The following is a 16,276-nucleotide window of genomic DNA, read 5'->3' on the forward strand; positions in this document are numbered from 1 at the left end:
GGGACATCGTGCAGCGCGCGACCTCAACGCCCGTCGGGGGCGGCCTGCGGGCCGTCCTCGCGGTCGTCCTCCTTCAGGGCCGTGACCACCTCGGTCACGATCGACCGCATCGCCGCCTCGGCCACCTCCGGCAACCCGTCGCGGATGGCCCGCGCCACCGCGCAGTGCAGGCGCAGCGCCTCGGGTCTGGGGTGGTGCGGCATGAGGTCGTAGGAGGTGCGCCCCACCAGGACCTCGCTGATCACCTGGGTCAGACCCACGAGCATCTCGTTGTCGGCCAGTTCCAGGATGCGCCGGTGGAAGGCCACGTCCAGGTCCAGGAACGTCTCCAGGTCGCCCGCGCGGCCGGTGCGCTCCATCTGGTCGGCCAGCACCACCAGCTGCGCACGCTCCTCCTCACCGCCGCGCGCGGCCGCCAGGGCGGCGGCGCCCGGTTCGACGGCCTCTCGAAGTTCGTTGAGGGTGCGCAACTGCTCCATGCGCCCGCTGCCCGCCAGACGCCAGCGGATCAACTGGGGATCGAAGACGCTCCAGTCCTTGCGCGGACGTACCCGGATCCCCGTCCTGGGGCGGCTGACCACCAGCCGCATCGACTCCAGGACACGGACCGCCTCCCGGGCGACCGTCCGGGAGACCCCGAAATCCTGCTCCAGCCCCTGGAGCGTGAACGTGTGACCGGTCGAGTACTCGCCGGCCGCGATCGCGGGGCCGAGCACCGCCAGCACTCGATTGTGCAGCGTGCGGTGGTCAGTGCCCATCGTGCTCCCCGTGCTCGACACTCCCTCGCCCCCGGCCCGGTTCCCGCCGGGGGACAGCCTGAAGCCTAATCGCACCATTCGATAGCACCATTGGGGTGGGGGAGCACGGGACCGGCCTCCCCACCCGACACGGAGTAACCATGCACTTTGTCTTCATGGGCGTCTCGGGCAGCGGCAAGACGACCGTGGCCGAGCACGTGGCCGAGCGGCTCGAGCTGCCCTTCGCCGAGGCGGACGTGTTCCACCCCGAGGCCAACATCCGCAAGATGTCGGCCGGAACACCCCTGACCGACGAGGACCGCCGGCCCTGGCTGCGCGAGCTGGCCTCCTGGATCGGCGAGCACGACGCCCTGGGGGAGACCACGGTCATGGCGTGCTCCGCGCTCAAGCGCGAGTACCGCGACCTGCTGCGGGAAGGCGCACCCGACGTGCACTTCCTCCACATGCACGGCCCCGCTGAGGTCATCTGGGAGCGCATCGAGGCGCGCCCCGACCACTTCATGCCCCCGGCGTTGCTCCGGTCACAGTTGGAGACGCTGGAGCGCCTGGATCCGGACGAGGCCGGTCAGGAGTTCGACGTCCGTGCCGACCTGGAGACCCTCAACAGCGGGGCCCTGCTCTACGTCGAGGACCACATCCGGCCAGCGGTTCCGTAGCACTCCAGCTTGCGCCCGGCTCGTGCGCACGCGACCCTGTTCGTCATGCAAGACACCGTTTCGTCCCCGACGTCGGCCGCACCGCGGCCCTTCAGCGTGCTGCCGCCCCCGGTACGGAGCCTGACCGCAGGCCGGCGCCTGGGTGTGCAGCCGCCCCAGGACGTGCGGCACACCTGCACCCTCATGTTCGTGGCCGCGCCCGTGCTGGCCCTGGCTTCGGTGCGGGCCGGGTGGATCCTCTACGAGAGCGCGGCCCCGGGTGCGGCCGTCGAGCTGTGGGTGCTGCTGGTGGCCGCGGTCCTGGCCGCCGGGGCCCTCGCCGGGCTGGCCATGCCGGTGCGCCGGGCCGCCTCCATCCTGTGGCGCTGGGCCCAGGGCGGCGCCGTGGCCGCGCTGGCGGTCTCGGTGGGCGCGCTCTACCTGGCCGCTCGGCTCGCGGACACCCTGATGCTCGCCGCCGGGCTGGCCGGGGCGCTGCTGGCGATCATGGTCAACATCGCGCTGTGGAGCACGGCCCTCATCGCCTGGTGCGACACCGACGGGTCCGAGGAGGCCGACCGGGCCTGACCCTCTCCCGCTCCAACCGGGTCCCGACGTGGTCGGGGCCCGGTTCTTGTGTGCCACGGGTGTCGGAATGGTGTCGGTGGTGTTTCTGGGGTTCCAGGGAAAATAAGAACGGTTACCCACTGGAACTCCCCTTTCTGGCATTCACCTGCTGTTTGGGTGTTATTCATGGGATGATTCCATCATGGGGGCGTGCTTTGCGGTCCCTGCCTGCGGTGTTCCGGGTTCCGCCGAAAAGCGTCAAGGGCCGGAACCGCCCTCGGGTTGGACATCTGTGCGGCAAAACCCGTTCTATGGATCACGGCACAGATATGAAACGGTTGTATTAATCCCGAGCTGTCTATCTTCCCACGTGGACGATGCCCGGTTTATGGTCCTGCCATCGCCAACGGGCTCACCCCCCACCGCCCCACACAGAGGTGGACCATGTTCACGAAGTCTTCCCGGAAACCCCTCGGCCTCGTGGCCGCGGCGGCAGCCCTCGCTCTCGTGGCGAGCGCCTGCGCCGAGAGCGACCGCGACGCCTCGGGAATGGACGAGGACGAACCCTTCATCTTCGCCGGCGCCGGCGAGATCACCTCGCTCGATCCCTTCCTCACCAACGACGGCGAGACCTTCCGTTACGCACGGCAGGCCCTCGAACCCCTCCTCGACCACGAATCCGGCGGAACGGAGATCGTGGGCGGGCTGGCCGAGGACTGGGAACAGTCCGAGGACGGCACGGAATGGACCTTCCACCTGCGGGAAGGCGCGGTTTTCCACGACGGCGACGACGTGACCGCAGAAGCCGTCTGCGCGAACTACGACCGCTGGCACAATCTCACCGGCGAGTTCCAGAACGCCAACAACTCCTACTACTGGCAGGCGATCTTCGGCGGTTTCGCGGAGAACGAGAGCGACGCGCTGCCCGAGTCGAACTACGTCGGCTGTGAGGCCACCGACGAGACCACCGCCGTCATCGAGGTCGACGAGTACTCCTCCGTGCTCCCCGGCGGGTTCAGCCTCGCCGCGTTCAGCATCCTCAGCCCCACCACGCTGGAGGCCATCGAGGACGAGGAGATCACCGGCGGCGACGGCGACTTCACCCTGCCCGAGTACACGCGCGACGCCTCCATGATCGCCGGGACCGGCCCCTTCACCGTCGAGGACTGGGACCAGGACCAGAACTCGGTCACCCTGGAGCGCTTCGACGAGTACCACGGCGACCCCGCCGGGTTCCAGACGATGATCCTGCGCGCCATCCCCGACGAGAACGCACGCCTGCAGGCCCTCGAGGCCGGCGACATCCACGGGTACGACCTCGTGGCCCCCGCCGACGTCGAGCAGCTGGAGGAGAACGGCTTCCAGGTGCCCGTGCGCGACGTGTTCAACGTCCTCTACCTCGCCTACCAGCAGGAGAGCCACGAGGCGCTCGGCGACCCCGAGGTCCGCGAGGCCCTCTCCCACGCCGTGAACCGCCAGCGCATCGTCGACACGATCATGCCCGAGGGCAGCGAGGTGGCCACCCAGTTCCACCCCGACACCCTCGACGGATGGTCCGAGGACGTGCGCACCATCGACTACGACCCCGACCTGGCCCGCGAGAAGCTCGAGGACGCCGGACACGAGGACCTCGAACTCGAGTTCTGCTTCCCGGCCGAGGTCACCCGCCCCTACATGCCCGCCCCGCGCGACATCTTCGACGTGATCGTCGAGGACCTGCAGGAGGTCGGCGTCAGCGTCGAGGAGACCTCCTACGAGTGGACCGAGTACACCGCGCAGTCCGAGAACGGCAACTGCGAGATGTACCTGCTCGGCTGGACCGGTGACTACAACGACGCCTACAACTTCATCGGCACCTGGTTCTCGTCCCACAACGACGCCTGGGGCGTGGACAACGAGGACCTCTTCGACGACATGGCCGAGGTCAGCAGCAACCCCGACGAGGAAGAGCGCATCGCCGGGTACGAGGAACTGAACGAGCAGGTCATGGAGGAACTGCCCGGGCTGCCCATCTCCAGCTCCCCGCCCTCCATCGCCTTCGCCCCGGAGGTCGACCCGCCGAACGTCAGCCCCCTGACGCAGGAGATCTTCTCCGAGGCCTCCTGGCAGTAGTCCGCCCCTGACGGTCCCCCGGGTCCGGTCGGCCCACCGCGGCCGGCCGGACCCGCAACGCGGGCGATCCCCGCACCCCACCCGCTGGCGAAAGGCGGCGCACGTGCTGCGATTCATCGTCAGACGACTCCTGCAGCTGATCCCCACCCTCCTCGGGCTGTCGGTCCTGCTGTTCGTCTGGCTGCAACGGCTCCCGGGAGGCCCCGAGAACGCCCTCCTGCCCGACAATGCACCCCCCGAACAGCGGGAGGCGCTGAGGGAATCACTGGGCCTGGACGAACCCTTCACCGTCCAGTACTTCTCGTTCCTCGGCCGGATCTTCCAGGGCGACCTGGGCACCAGCATCCACACCGGGCGCCCCGTGCTGGAGGAGTTCCTCACCCGCTTCCCGGCCACCTTCGAACTCGCCGTCACCGCGATCGCCATCGCCGTCGCCGTCGGACTGCCCCTGGGGTACCTCGCCGCCCGCAAGCGCGGCGGAGCGCTCGACTTCGCGGCCGTCGGCGGTTCACTCCTGGGCATCTGCACGCCGGTGTTCTTCCTGGCCTTCCTCCTCAAGGTGGTCTTCGCCGAACAGCTCGGGCTGTTCCCCTCCGCCTTCCGCATCTCACCCGCGCTCAGCCGCACCGACATCACCGGGTTCGTCGTGCTCGACGGCGTGATGACCCGCGAATGGGACGTGGTGTGGGACGCGCTCATGCACCTGGCGCTGCCCGGCCTGGCGCTGGCCTCCATCCCCCTCGCCGTCATCACACGCATGACCCGCGCGAGCGTCCTGGAGGTCATGGGTGAGGACTACGTGCGCACCGCCAACGCCAAGGGCCTGCACCGCACCACCGTGCGCACGCGCCACGTGCTGCGCAACGCCCTCCTGCCCGTGGTCACCGCCGTCGGCCTGCTGTCCGGGAGCCTCTTCGCCGGGGCCGTGCTCACCGAGAGCGTCTTCGCCTTCCCCGGCATCGGATCGTTCATCTACGAGGCCACCCACGGCCGCGACTACCCAGTCCTGACCGGGTTCATCCTGCTCATCGCGGCCATGTACGTGCTGATCAACCTCCTGGTCGACATCTCCTACAGCCTCCTCGACCCGAGAGTGCGGGCCCAGTGATGCCTACTTCGCCGAGTTCACCCACACCCCTGCACAAACGCAAGGCCGAGAAGGTCGACCGCCTCGCCGAACTCATGGGCTCGCGCGCCGACGAGGGCCGGGTCTCGGGCATCTGGATCGACGCCTTCCGCCGCATGCGCACCAACCCCATGGCGATCACCGGCGCGATCATCGTCGTGCTGTTCGTCGCCGTGGCGCTGTTCTCGCCGCTCATCGCGCCCTACAGCCCCACCTCCCAGGCCTGGGGCGGTGAGGTCTTCCCCAACCGGAACGAGTTCGTCGGCCCGCGCGCGGAGAACTGGCTCGGCCTGGACCACCTGGGCCGCGACCTCTACTCGCGCTTCATCATCGGCGCCCGCCAGACCCTCATGGTCGGGGTCGTGGCCACCCTCGTCGGGTTCTGCTTCGGAGCCCTGCTCGGCGGGCTCGCCGGCGCGTGTGCCGTGCTCGGTGGACGCTGGGGTGCCAACGTCGACAACGTCATCATGCGTGTCATCGACATGATGCTCGCCCTGCCCACGCTGCTGCTCGCCGTCACCGTCGCCGCCCTCGTCGGACCCAGCCTCACCACGGTCATGCTCGCCGTCGGTATCGCACAGATCCCCATCTTCGCCCGCCTGCTGCGCGGGGCCATGCTCGCCCAGGGCAACCGCGAGTACGTGCTCGCCGCCCAGTCCATGGGCGTGCGCCGGCACAAGATCGCACTGACGCACATCCTGCCCAACTCCATGGGGCCGGTCATCGTGCAGTCCACCCTCACCCTGGCCACCGCCATCATCGACGCCGCCGCCCTGTCGTACCTGGGCCTGGGCAACCCCGACGCGTCCTTCCCCGAGTGGGGGACCATGCTCGCCGAGGCGCAACGGTTCCTGTCGACCGCGCCCGCCCTCGCCGTCTACCCCGCGCTCGGCATCATCATCACCGCGCTCGGCTTCACCCTGCTCGGTGAGTCCCTGCGCGAGGCGCTCGACCCGAAGCTGAGGAAGTGACCATGGGAACCAACGCACCGCTGCTCGCGGTGGAGGAGTTGTCCGTCGGCTTCGGCGGACGCGGGTCCGCCCCCGTGAAGGCCGTCGACGGGGTGTCCTTCTCCCTGGAGGAAGGCAAGGTCACCGGGCTGGTCGGCGAATCCGGCTGCGGCAAGAGCGTCACCTCCCTCGCCCTCATGGGGCTGCTGCCCGACCGGGGCGTCGAGGTCGGCGGCCGCGCCGTCATGCAGCTGCCCAAGGGGCCCGAGGACCTGCTCGCCCTGCCCCAGCGCCGCATGCGCGACCTGCGCGGATCCCAGCTCGCGATGATCTTCCAGGACCCGCTGAGCTCCCTCAACCCCGTCGTGCCCATCGGACGGCAGGTCACCGAGATCCTCAAACGCCACCGCGGCATGCGCGGTGAAGCGGCGCGCAAGGAGGCCGCCGACCTGCTCCACCGCGTGGGCATCCCCGACCCCACCCGGCGGCTGCGCGAGTACCCCCACCAGCTCTCCGGCGGCATGCGCCAACGCGCCCTCATCGCCATGGCCGTGGCGTGCCGACCGCGGCTCATGATCGCCGACGAACCCACCACCGCCCTCGACGTCACCATCCAGGCGCAGATCCTCGAACTCCTCCGCGACCTGGTCACCGAGGAGGGCACCGCACTGCTCATGATCACCCATGACCTCGGCGTCGTCGCCGGCCTGTGCGACGACATCAACGTGCTCTACGCCGGACGCGCCGTCGAACACGCACCCCGGGCACCCCTGTTCGCCGAACCCACACACCCGTACACCGTCGGCCTGCTCGGATCCATCCCGCGGCTGGACGCACCCCGCGGCGAACCCCTCACCCCCGTGCGCGGATCCGTCAACGACAACATCGCTTGGACCGACGGATGCGCCTTCGCGCCCCGCTGCGACCACTACACGATGGACTGCCTCCAGGGGCCGCCGCCCCTGGTCGAACGCGACTCCGACCCGGGCCACGTGCACCGCTGCGTCAACCCGATCGGCCACGCCGAGGTGGTCGACCGCGCCGTTCTGGACAGCCCCGCGGTCGTGGGCGAGGAGGAGGACCGGTGAGCCTGCTGCAGATCAAGGACCTCAAGGTCCACTTCCCCATCAAACGCGGCGTGCTGATCGACCGCACCGTCGGCCACGTGCGCGCCGTCGACGGGGTCAGCCTCAGCGTCGAAGAAGGGCAGACCTACGGGCTCGTGGGGGAGTCCGGCTGCGGGAAGACCACCCTCGGCCGCGCCGTGCTGCGCCTCAACCCCGTCACCGAGGGCGAGGTGTGGTTCGGCGGACGCGACCTGGCCGGCCTCGACGCCGAGAGCATGCGCCGCGAGCGCAAGAACCTGCAGATGGTCTTCCAGGACCCGCTCGGCAGCCTCAACCCGCGCCAGAACATCGGCTCCATCCTCATGGAGGGCCTGCAGACCCACGGGATCGGCGACGGCGACGACCGCCGCCAGGTACAGCAGGACCGCCACAACCGAGTCGTCGAAGCGCTCGAACGCGTGGGCCTGTCGGACCGGGCGCTCAAGCGCTACCCGCACGAGTTCTCCGGCGGCCAGCGCCAACGCATCGGCATCGCCCGCGCCCTGGTGCTGCGGCCCGACCTCATCATCTGCGACGAACCGGTCTCCGCGCTGGACGTGTCGATCCAGGCGCAGGTGCTCAACCTGCTGGAGGAACTGCAGGACGAGCTCGGCCTGACCTACCTCGTCATCGCGCACGACCTCGCCGTGGTGCGGCACGTCAGCGACGTCGTCGGTGTCATGTACCTGGGCTCGCTGGTGGAGGAGGCCTCCAGCGACGACATCTACGCCACCCCGCTGCACCCCTACACCCGCACCCTCATGTCTGCGGTGCCCGTGCCCGACCCGTCGGTGGAGGACACCCGCGAGCGCATCCTCCTCGCGGGCGACCTGCCCTCACCCGCGGATCCCCCGGCCGGGTGCCGCTTCCACACCCGCTGCCCGTGGCGGCAGAAGGAACGCTGCGACACCGAGCGCCCCGAGCTGCGCACGCTGCGCGACGCCCCCTCCGGCAGCACCCACCGGGTGGCCTGCCACTACGCGGAGGAGATCCTGTCCGGGCAGATCCAGCCGAGCGAGGAGCGCGCCGAGCGCATCGTCACCGGCGGCGCCGCGGACGGCGGAGGCGGATCGGGCGGGGCGGAGGACCAGGCCCACTAGACCGCGCGGGCGGCCACACGTCGTGTCCCCCAGTGGCCGCCCGCGCGCCCTGTTCCCTGTGGTGGGTCAGGGCACGACGCCGACGAGCGTGTCCGTGGGAGACCCGTCCTCGTCGCGCTCACCTTGTACGACCAAGGAGCCGGGGGCGAGCGTCATGGCTTCGGGATCCGGGAACATGGAATGGGGCGGGGTTCCGTCATGTCCCCGGTCTTCCTCGACCATGAGACCTTCCAGGTCCAGTGTTTCAGTGTTCCCGTTCGACTTATCGGTGACGACGATCTGTGCTGGATCCCAGGAAAAATCGTCCTGCTGGTTGACGTCCAGCCAAGCCAGGCCGTCCGCGAGTGGAACGATGAAGGTTTCGTTGAGGCGTCGTGCCGTGGGCGCTTCGACGGAGACAAGATCCCGGGTGTCGCCGGAGAGGTCTTCGTAGGAGTACTGGACCTCCTCTTCATCTTCGCCTTCGTGGACCGTGACGAGCTGGTCGTCGACCGCGCCGATGATGTCCCCGTCGTGCCCGGAGATGAAGTCGGTGTCGGTCGCCAGGTCGCCGGTCTCTGAGTTCAGGACCCACTCTTGCTCGTGGTCCGTGAAATCAACGGAAGTAAATGCATGATGGCCTTCGTGGTCAAGTGTGGTGCTGGTGATGGGGTAATCCACCTGACTCTGTCCAAAGGCCTCCCGTTGCCACAGATCGGATCCTGTTTCAGCGTCCACTCCGGCCAGGGCGAATGTGTAGTCGCGCGGGTTGTCTGGGGACGCAGCCCCTTCTCCCTCCTGGTCGGTGAAGAGGAGTGAGAGGATCAACGTGTCCTGGGCAGGGAATCCGTGGCTGAGGACGGGCTCTGCATGTTCCGGTCCTTGTTCGACCTCGGGGGAGAGGCGCCAGAGCTCTTCGCCTCCCTCAAGTGAGTAGGCCACGATGTCGCCGTGTTCACCGCCATCGGAGTCCTGGATGACACGCGCTTCATCGGTGATGATCCCGGGGTCACGGCCGTTTTCACGGTGGACGTTGCCATCGAGGCCACCGCCGGAATGGGGGGCGAAGTCTGCTGTGTGTTCGTTGATGATGTCGCCGGTGGCGGCGTCGAGGAGGACGATTTCGTTCTGTGCTGGGGGTTCGTCTTCGTCTTCTTCGTCTGTGTGGTCGCCGGCGTAGGAGAGCATGACTTTGCTGCCGTCGGGGGTGACGGCCGCGGAAGTGATGGGTTCCTCGGGGCGGCGGTAGTGCCAATGCTCTTCACCGGTGTCGCCGGCGAGTGCGACGATGCCGTCATCGACCATCGCTGCGACCCCATGCTGGGTGGGGCTGACGTGCGTGATGCTTGTTTTGTCGGGTGGTTGCCAGTCCCAGCCCACGGAGGTGACTGACGTGGGGACGTCCAGCTCCTGCGGCGAGTTATCGAGGGTGGCGTGCTCCTCGGACGGCTTCAGGAGGGTGCAGGCGTACAGCAGGGGCAGGAGCGCCGCTGCGCAGAGCGCTCGCTTGGTGGGCATGGTTCTTCCTCGTTGTTCTTCACCGGCAGCCGGTACGTGGTTCCACAGGGTGTCCGTCAGGCCCCGTGCCGGGCGTCGTCCACGCGCCGGGCGAGCTCCTCGGCGTCGTGCACGACCACGGTGCAGACCCGGCCGTCGTCGGCGGTGATCCGGACCCCGGTCCCGCTGCGCATGAGCACACCCAGCTCCCCGGAGGTGTTGAAGCGCAGACCCACCCCGCTGAAGTCGGCGAACGCGCTCACCGGGACGGTCTCGACCGACGTGATCCGGTCGACGGGGATGCGCCGGCGCCACAAGGGCCACAGGGCGACGGTCAGGGTGCCGTCGGAGAGGCGGACCCGCACGTGGAACGCCGCGATGACCAGGGGCATCACGATCGCCATCGCCACGACCATCCAGTGCGCAACGGTCTCGTCGGGCTGGTCCCGGGCGGCGGCGTAGAGGATGCCGCACCCGCCGAGAGCCATGAGGACCATCGCGCCGATGAGCGCGGGGTGGGCGGGGACGCGGCGTTCGTAGGTCACGGGGGATGTCCTGTGGTGTGGTGGTCGTCGTCGGGTCGAGCGTAGCCCGGGCCACCACCCCCGCATGACGGCTGTCACGGGCGGCCTCGTGACACCGGTGACTGGCGTGCGGACCCCGTTCCCGCCCAGACTGCCGGTATGAACGCTGACGACATCCCCCGTGACCCCACGTCCGCACCGGAACCCGGCCCCGCACCAGCCCGCAAGCGCCCCCGGGTCCCGCGCGCCGCGCAGGCGCCCGGCCGCGTGTGGCTGGCGGCGCTCGGCGCGGGCGTGGCGGCGGCGCTCCTGGCTCTGCTCCTGTTCCCGCACGAGTCCATGCCGGACGCGGCGTTCGAGGGCGACGAAGCCCTGGTCAGCGACCTGGAGGCTTCCGTCGACGAGGACTTCGTGCAGGGCATGGCGGTCGCCAGGTTCCCCGTCGACGACACCGGCGCGGTGGAGTGGGCGTTCGCGGGCACGTCCGAGGGCAGCACGCCCGTCGACGCCGACACCCAGTTCGAGACGGCGTCGGTGTTCAAGACGTTCACGGCGATGACCTTGGCCGACATGGTCGAGAACGGAGAGACCTCCCTCGACCGCACGTTGGGCGAGGTCTTCCCCGACATCGACTTCGCCGACGACCGGGTCGCCGACGCCACGCTCGAGCAGGTCGCCAACCACCACGCCGGCCTCAGCCCGGGCGCGCCGGGTGCCCCGGACGGGTTCGTGCGCGGCCTCGTCTTCGGTGACGCCTACCGGCACGCGCTCTCCCCGCAGGAGTACCTGCCGCAGACGACCGCGACGGCTCCGGACAGCTATGTGTACTCCAACATCGGGTACGCGGTCCTGTCCGAGGCTTTGGCGCAGGAGAGCGGAACCCCGTACGAGGACCTCGTGCGCGAGCGCGTGCTCGACCCCCTGGGCATGGACGACACGGTGATCTCCGAGGGCATCCCCGAGGGCGGCGCACCCCCGTACGTCGAACCGGGCGCGCGGTCCGAGGAGTGGGTCAACACCGACTACGCCGGCGCGGGCATCACCACGTGGAGCACGACCGCCGACCTCACCCGGTTCATGACGGCCGTCGCGGAGGGCACCGCCCCGGGCATGGGCGCCCTGGACGTCCAGCGCGAGAACGTCGAGTTGACCGGGTTGTCCGACGACGCCGAGGAGAGCGAGGGCATCGGCGGCAACCTCGACATGGGCCTGGGCTGGCACATCCTCGACGTTCCCGACGCGGGGTCGGTGAGCTGGCACAGCGGCGGTTCGTTCGGAACCCGCACGATGGTCGCGGTCAGCGAGAACGAGGCGGTCGTGATCATGGCCAACTCGTTTATGGTCGAGACGGTGCCGCTCGCGTTCGAACTGCTCTCCGACGACCCCGAGCCGATCCCGGGCATGCCCGCGCCGGTGCTGGTCGCGCAGACCGTGGTCATGTCCCTGGTCCCGGCGCTGATGCTGCTCACCTTCGTGGCCCGCCGCCGCACGCTGGTGACCCAGCGACCGTTGGACCGTCTGCGTCTCGTCTCGTTCCCGCTGGGCGCGTTGGCGTGGCTGCTGGCGGCGTTGAAGTTCGGGGCGTGGTCGGTCACGCCGCACGCGGTCGCGGCCGTGGCTGTCGGCGCGATCGCCGCGGCGGTCACCGTCGGGGTCTGGCACTGGAAGCGGATCCCGGGTGAGGCGGCCCGGTGGCGGTGGCTGCACATCACCGTGTTCGTGCTGTCGCTGCTGTTCTCGCTGGCCCTGGGCGGCTTCTCCGCGTACGGGCTGGCCGTCGTGCGCTGACCCCGGGATCCGGGTGAGGGGCGGCCGGGACGGGGCCGCCCCTCACCCGCGTTCGCGTGTGTACCAGAGCGCGAGCTGTGTTCGGTCGCGCAGGTCGAGCTTGCGCAGCGCGTTCGTGACGTGGTTGCGCACGGTGCCTTCGGTGACGAAGAGGCGTTCTGCGATCTCCCGGTTCGCGGCGCCCTCGCTGATGAGCTGGGCGACCTCGGTCTCGCGTTCGGAGAGCGGTCCCGCCGCCTGCTGGGCGGGTTCCGGGACAGGTGGTGTGGCGGGTGCACCGTCCAGGGCCCCGACCAGCCGGTCGGCGACGGCCCCGGTCAGCACCCGCTCGCCCCGCGCGGCGCGGCGCAGCACGTCGGCGACCTCGTCGGGTTCGGCGTCCTTGAGCAGGTATCCGCGGGCGCCGGCGCGGAGCCCGTCGAAGAGGTACTCGTCCTCCTGGAAGGTCGTCAGGATCACCGTGGCCACGCCCGGGTACGTCTCGCCGAGCCGCCGGATGAGGGTGATGCCGTCCATGACCGGCATGCGGATGTCGACCAGCGCCACCTGCGGGTGCTGCTCCTCGGGCAGCCCGGCCAGGAGCGCGAGCGCCTCCTCGCCGTCGCCGACCTCGCCCATGACCTCGATGCCGTCCTCGGTGGCCAGGAGCCGGGCCAGACCGCGGCGCATGAGGGCCTGGTCGTCCACCACCAGGACTCGGACGGGCGGCGTGCTCACCGGACACTCTCCAGACTCGGGTCGAATTCGCGGGGCACGCGCGCGGTGAGCACGTACCCGCCCTCGGGACGGTTGTGGCCGGTCAGCGAACCGCCCAGGGCCGACAGGCGTTCCTCCAGGGTGGTGAGGCCGAAACCGTGGTCCGTGGCCCCGTCACCCGCGCCGACGCCGTTGTCGGCGATCTCCACGGCCACGTGCCTCTCGTCCACGTACACGGTCACGTCGATGTGGTCGGCACCGGAGTGGCGGAGCGCGTTGGTCAGCCCTTCCTGCGCCGCACGGTAGGCGGCCAGTTCGGCCTCGCCGTCCATGGTGTCGGGCCAGACCCCCTCCAGCCGGAAGCGGGTGGAGGCGCCGGTGTCGGCGAAGCTCTGCACGAGCGCTCCGATCGCCTCTGCCCCGTTGCGGCCCTCCAGGTTGAGGGGTTTGAGCGCGCGCACCCACCGGCGGGTCTCCTCCAGCGCCTGCTTGGCCAGCCGGCGCGCTTCGCCGATGTCCTCGCGCACCTGGTCGGGCACGGGGCCGCCGCGTTCGGCGTTGGCCAGGCACACGTTGATGGCGGTGAGGTGGTGGCCGGTGCTGTCGTGCATCTCGCGGGCCATGCGGGAGCGTTCCTCGGCCACGGCGAGCTCGCGCGTGCGGGCGGTGTAGTGGCGGAGCTTGCGGTGGGTCTCCTCCAGGTCGGTGAGCAGGTCGCGGGTGTGCTGGGCCCGGTGCGCGGCGGCCGCGAGCCCGGCGACGACGAAGCAGATGATCAGTCCGGTGACGGTGATCAAGGCGCTGTTGAAGAGGGCCTGGCCGTCCGTGAACGGCGGGACCATGTACTGGACGGAGAAATTGACCCCGCCGAACAGGAACGCGGGGAGCACCCCGACCCGCGGCCCGTATGCGCACGTCGTCTGCGCCACCGCGACGGCCATGAGCAGGTGGTGCCCGAAGTCGGCGACCGAGTAGACCGCCAGGGTCGACACCACGAAACCGACGGTGGCCAGGGTCTGGCGGCGTGAGGGCGATGGGCTCCACGGCAGCAGGGGCCACAGGACCACGGTCGGCGCCAGGAAGGCCAGCAGGGCCATGTACAGCACGGGGGTCTCGTCGAACGGTGGTGGGACGAAGCCGTCGAGCTGGTGGCTGTTGAAACCGCGCACGAGCACGATGAGCGCGATGGTGCCCCAGAAGAGCACGCGGGCGGCGGTGGGGGCGGTACGGCCGCGGGGGTCCCAACGGAGGGGGTCGAATCTGTGGGGGAGTGGACGTGGGGTCACGTCTGCCAGCTTAGACGGTGGGGGGATTCATGACGGTTGTCACGGGTCGGTGCCCCGGTTCCGGTACCCGGGTCACGTACGGGGGTTCCGACCTGTGTGGGATGGTTCGCCGCCGACCGGGTTGCCTAAGCTGTGCCCCGACCGAACGAGAACGGAAGAGGCTTCGGACATGCTTCCATCAGGGGTCCTTGCGGCTGTGGCCGAGGACGGCTCGATCGGAGGGCTCTCCCTGGCGTGGCTGGCCTTCGTGATCGGGGCGTCGGCGATCGCGATGGTGGCGTGCGGGGTGATGAGCGCCCGCCGGACGCTGCACCCGAACGTGCTCGTCGGGATCCGGACGTCGTTCACCCTCGACGGGGACCGGAACTGGTACGCCGTGCACGACCGCGCGGCGCCGGTGTTCACCGGGAGCGGGCTGCTCTACGCGCTCTCCATCGTGCCGCTGTTCCTGCTCGACGGGGTCGGCCCGCAGGCCACGGGGCTGTTGATTCTGATCGGTGTGGGAACCGTGGTGCTGTGCGTCGGGACGATCCGTGCCCAGCGTGCGGCCAAGGCGGCGCTCGCGGAGGAGGACGCGCGCGAGGCTGGTGGATGGGGACCGGAGGAGGGCGCCTCGGACCCGGGCTTCCCCGAGGAGGGGGCGCCGGGGGACGGTTCGTCCGGGGGAGGGGCGGACCGATGACCGCCGTCTGGTTGTTCGTCGCGTTCGTCTGTGCGGTGCTGGCCGGGTTCCTGCTGTGGTCCGCCGGGCGTCCGGTGGCCGAGGACGAACACGGGCGGCTGCGTACGTTCGTGCAGTTGCCTCCCGGGATCGAAACGCTGGAGCAGGCGGAGGCTTATCGGTCGCGGTTGCATCCGCATCTTGCGGTGGCCTCGCACGTGCTGTCCGTTGCGGCGCTGGGGATGGCGGCGTGGGCTCTGCTCGTCGATGATCCCGGGGACCCGGTTTTTGCGGTGCTCGGGGCTTCGCTCACGGTCGTGGTGATCACCGGGACGGGGGCGGTGCGGGCCTCGTTGTACGGCCCGGATCGGCCGCCGTCGGGCTGAGTGAACCAGGTGAAATCGGGCCGGAGCGGGGGCGGGATGCGGGCTGTTCGGGCGGTGCTCGTGGTGTGAGGGCTGGGCGTGTTCTGTGGTCCTGCCTCGGGGGTCGGGGTTCGTCGGGGTCGGATCATAGCCCGGCGGGCCTGCGCGCAACCCGCTTCGGCGCCCCACCACGTATCGGGGTGGGAGGACAGAGGCGCGGGTGTGCGATCTCCGCCCGAGGCGCCTCGGGGTGTGCGCTCCGGCCCTGTTCCCGGGCTGACCCGACCACCCTCGACGAACCCCTCTTCGCCCCCGAGGCCCCCTGGCAGCCAAAGGAACGGGTTCAAGAGCCAACTGCAACTGCCGACCCCCTGGGGTGGCCACATTGCGACCAACGGTCCAGGCGTGTGGGCCCTTCTCGCTCCTGCGACGGCAACGGCACAAGCGCGCCCCCCGCACTCCCGGTGGCGCATTGAGGTCAGGGGTGACAGGCGTGTGCGCCCCCTCCGGGCCCCCACGTGTCCCCGGCAGAGCATTGAGTGTCGGGGTGGCACGCGTGCGGGCGGTTCTCCGGGCCCTGGGCAGGCCGGGCCCTGGGGTCTCCCGGTGGCGCATTGAGCATCGCGGAGGCGCGCGCGGGTGAGCGGGTCCAGGCCCGGGGCCGGGTCTGGGTCCGGATCCGGGCCTGGACCCTGGATCGGAGATTCTCCGCGCGTGGAGCCGGGTTGATGGCGTGCCTCCCCCGCTTCAGAATACACGAGAAAAAGGCCGCCATGGAGTTATCCACAGGCCCATTTTGAAGTGAATGAGGGTGTCCACAATAGGAGGCCTTGCGTGGCCGTGAGGCCGAAATGGGTAAGGGTTCTATTGCCTTTTGGATACTGCCTTTCTCAAGACTGCTCGGGTTATGATAGGACCATGACGAACCACACCGCAGCAGCGCACACCGGCCCGGGCGACGACCCGGTCGCCGCGCGCGCATTCGCTGCGGTGGAAGAGTTCACTCAGACTTTCCAGGGCGAGATCCCCTTCGGTGCTGCGGGTGAGGTGCTGGCACGCGTGGAAAAGGCCCACGCGTTGATCGATGCCCTCACCCTCGCTGTGCTTTCCCCGCTCGCCGCGATGG

General features: G+C 69.7%; 15 protein-coding genes and 1 pseudogene. 11 read left to right on the forward strand and 5 right to left on the reverse strand.

Annotated features, from left to right (window positions below; genetic code table 11):
• Window positions 1–23: 23 nt before the first annotated feature.
• Window positions 24–758 carry a FadR/GntR family transcriptional regulator gene (locus IDM40_RS14635; protein ID WP_193122536.1) on the reverse strand — a complete coding sequence of 245 codons (735 nt, stop codon included), beginning with the start codon at window positions 756–758 and terminating at the stop codon, window positions 24–26.
• Window positions 759–898: 140 nt separating this feature from the next.
• Here IDM40_RS14635 and IDM40_RS14640 point away from each other — a divergent pair, with 140 nt between their 5' ends.
• The 7 genes from IDM40_RS14640 (at window position 899) to IDM40_RS14670 (ending at window position 8,354) form a co-directional block, all read left to right on the forward strand.
• A complete protein-coding gene (locus IDM40_RS14640) occupies window positions 899–1,414 on the forward strand; it encodes a gluconokinase (RefSeq protein WP_193122537.1) in 516 nt (171 codons plus the stop codon).
• Window positions 1,415–1,459: 45 nt separating this feature from the next.
• Window positions 1,460–1,981: a hypothetical protein gene (locus IDM40_RS14645; protein WP_235997589.1), complete on the forward strand. Its 522-nt coding sequence runs from the start codon at window positions 1,460–1,462 to the stop codon at window positions 1,979–1,981.
• Window positions 1,982–2,404: 423 nt separating this feature from the next.
• Entirely contained in the window at window positions 2,405–4,072 is a 1,668-nt protein-coding gene (locus IDM40_RS14650) for an ABC transporter substrate-binding protein (protein ID WP_193122538.1), read from the forward strand.
• 103 nt (window positions 4,073–4,175) lie between these two features.
• On the forward strand, window positions 4,176–5,180 hold the full coding sequence (locus IDM40_RS14655) for an ABC transporter permease (RefSeq protein ID WP_193122539.1): 1,005 nt from the start codon (window positions 4,176–4,178) through the stop codon (window positions 5,178–5,180).
• Window positions 5,180–6,169 (forward strand): ABC transporter permease, encoded by a 990-nt coding sequence (locus IDM40_RS14660; RefSeq protein ID WP_193122540.1) that lies wholly within the window; start codon window positions 5,180–5,182, stop codon window positions 6,167–6,169. Before IDM40_RS14655 ends, IDM40_RS14660 begins: the two co-directional genes overlap by 1 nt.
• A gap of 2 nt (window positions 6,170–6,171) precedes the next feature.
• Complete coding sequence (locus tag IDM40_RS14665) at window positions 6,172–7,236, forward strand: ABC transporter ATP-binding protein (protein WP_193122541.1); 1,065 nt, start codon at window positions 6,172–6,174, stop codon at window positions 7,234–7,236.
• Window positions 7,233–8,354, forward strand: a complete 1,122-nt coding sequence (locus IDM40_RS14670) for an ABC transporter ATP-binding protein (RefSeq protein WP_193122542.1) — start codon at window positions 7,233–7,235, stop codon at window positions 8,352–8,354. Before IDM40_RS14665 ends, IDM40_RS14670 begins: the two co-directional genes overlap by 4 nt.
• A gap of 66 nt (window positions 8,355–8,420) precedes the next feature.
• On the opposite strand, the gene IDM40_RS14675 is transcribed toward IDM40_RS14670, so the two are convergent.
• Together IDM40_RS14675 and IDM40_RS14680 are read right to left on the reverse strand one after the other, a co-directional pair.
• Window positions 8,421–9,851, reverse strand: a complete 1,431-nt coding sequence (locus IDM40_RS14675; RefSeq protein ID WP_193122543.1) for a PQQ-binding-like beta-propeller repeat protein — start codon at window positions 9,849–9,851, stop codon at window positions 8,421–8,423.
• 56 nt (window positions 9,852–9,907) lie between these two features.
• The gene (locus IDM40_RS14680) at window positions 9,908–10,375 is read right to left on the reverse strand and encodes a hypothetical protein (RefSeq protein ID WP_193122544.1); all 468 of its coding nucleotides are present in this window, start codon (window positions 10,373–10,375) and stop codon (window positions 9,908–9,910) included.
• Window positions 10,376–10,513: 138 nt separating this feature from the next.
• Between IDM40_RS14680 and IDM40_RS14685 the strand changes: the two genes are divergently transcribed.
• The gene (locus IDM40_RS14685; RefSeq protein ID WP_193122545.1) at window positions 10,514–12,142 is read left to right on the forward strand and encodes a serine hydrolase domain-containing protein; all 1,629 of its coding nucleotides are present in this window, start codon (window positions 10,514–10,516) and stop codon (window positions 12,140–12,142) included.
• A gap of 42 nt (window positions 12,143–12,184) precedes the next feature.
• Here the strand turns inward: IDM40_RS14685 and IDM40_RS14690 are convergent, their stop codons facing one another.
• Window positions 12,185–12,859 carry a response regulator gene (locus IDM40_RS14690; RefSeq protein WP_193122546.1) on the reverse strand — a complete coding sequence of 225 codons (675 nt, stop codon included), beginning with the start codon at window positions 12,857–12,859 and terminating at the stop codon, window positions 12,185–12,187.
• On the reverse strand, window positions 12,856–14,124 hold the full coding sequence (locus IDM40_RS28825; RefSeq protein ID WP_193122547.1) for a sensor histidine kinase: 1,269 nt from the start codon (window positions 14,122–14,124) through the stop codon (window positions 12,856–12,858). The genes IDM40_RS14690 and IDM40_RS28825 overlap by 4 nt, the downstream gene beginning before the upstream one ends.
• Before the next feature lie 169 nt (window positions 14,125–14,293).
• On the opposite strand from IDM40_RS28825, the gene IDM40_RS14700 reads away from it, so the two are divergent.
• The 3 genes and pseudogenes from IDM40_RS14700 to IDM40_RS14710 form a co-directional block, all read left to right on the forward strand.
• Window positions 14,294–14,806 carry an SdpI family protein gene (locus IDM40_RS14700; RefSeq protein ID WP_216630786.1) on the forward strand — a complete coding sequence of 171 codons (513 nt, stop codon included), beginning with the start codon at window positions 14,294–14,296 and terminating at the stop codon, window positions 14,804–14,806.
• The gene (locus tag IDM40_RS14705) at window positions 14,803–15,171 is read left to right on the forward strand and encodes a hypothetical protein (RefSeq protein ID WP_193122548.1); all 369 of its coding nucleotides are present in this window, start codon (window positions 14,803–14,805) and stop codon (window positions 15,169–15,171) included. Before IDM40_RS14700 ends, IDM40_RS14705 begins: the two co-directional genes overlap by 4 nt.
• An 897-nt stretch (window positions 15,172–16,068) precedes the next feature.
• Window positions 16,069–16,276: pseudogene (locus tag IDM40_RS14710) on the forward strand (HNH endonuclease); the annotation flags it as partial.

Origin of the sequence: Nocardiopsis coralli, assembly GCF_014892575.1 — a bacterium.
Lineage (GTDB): Bacteria > Actinomycetota > Actinomycetes > Streptosporangiales > Streptosporangiaceae > Nocardiopsis > Nocardiopsis coralli.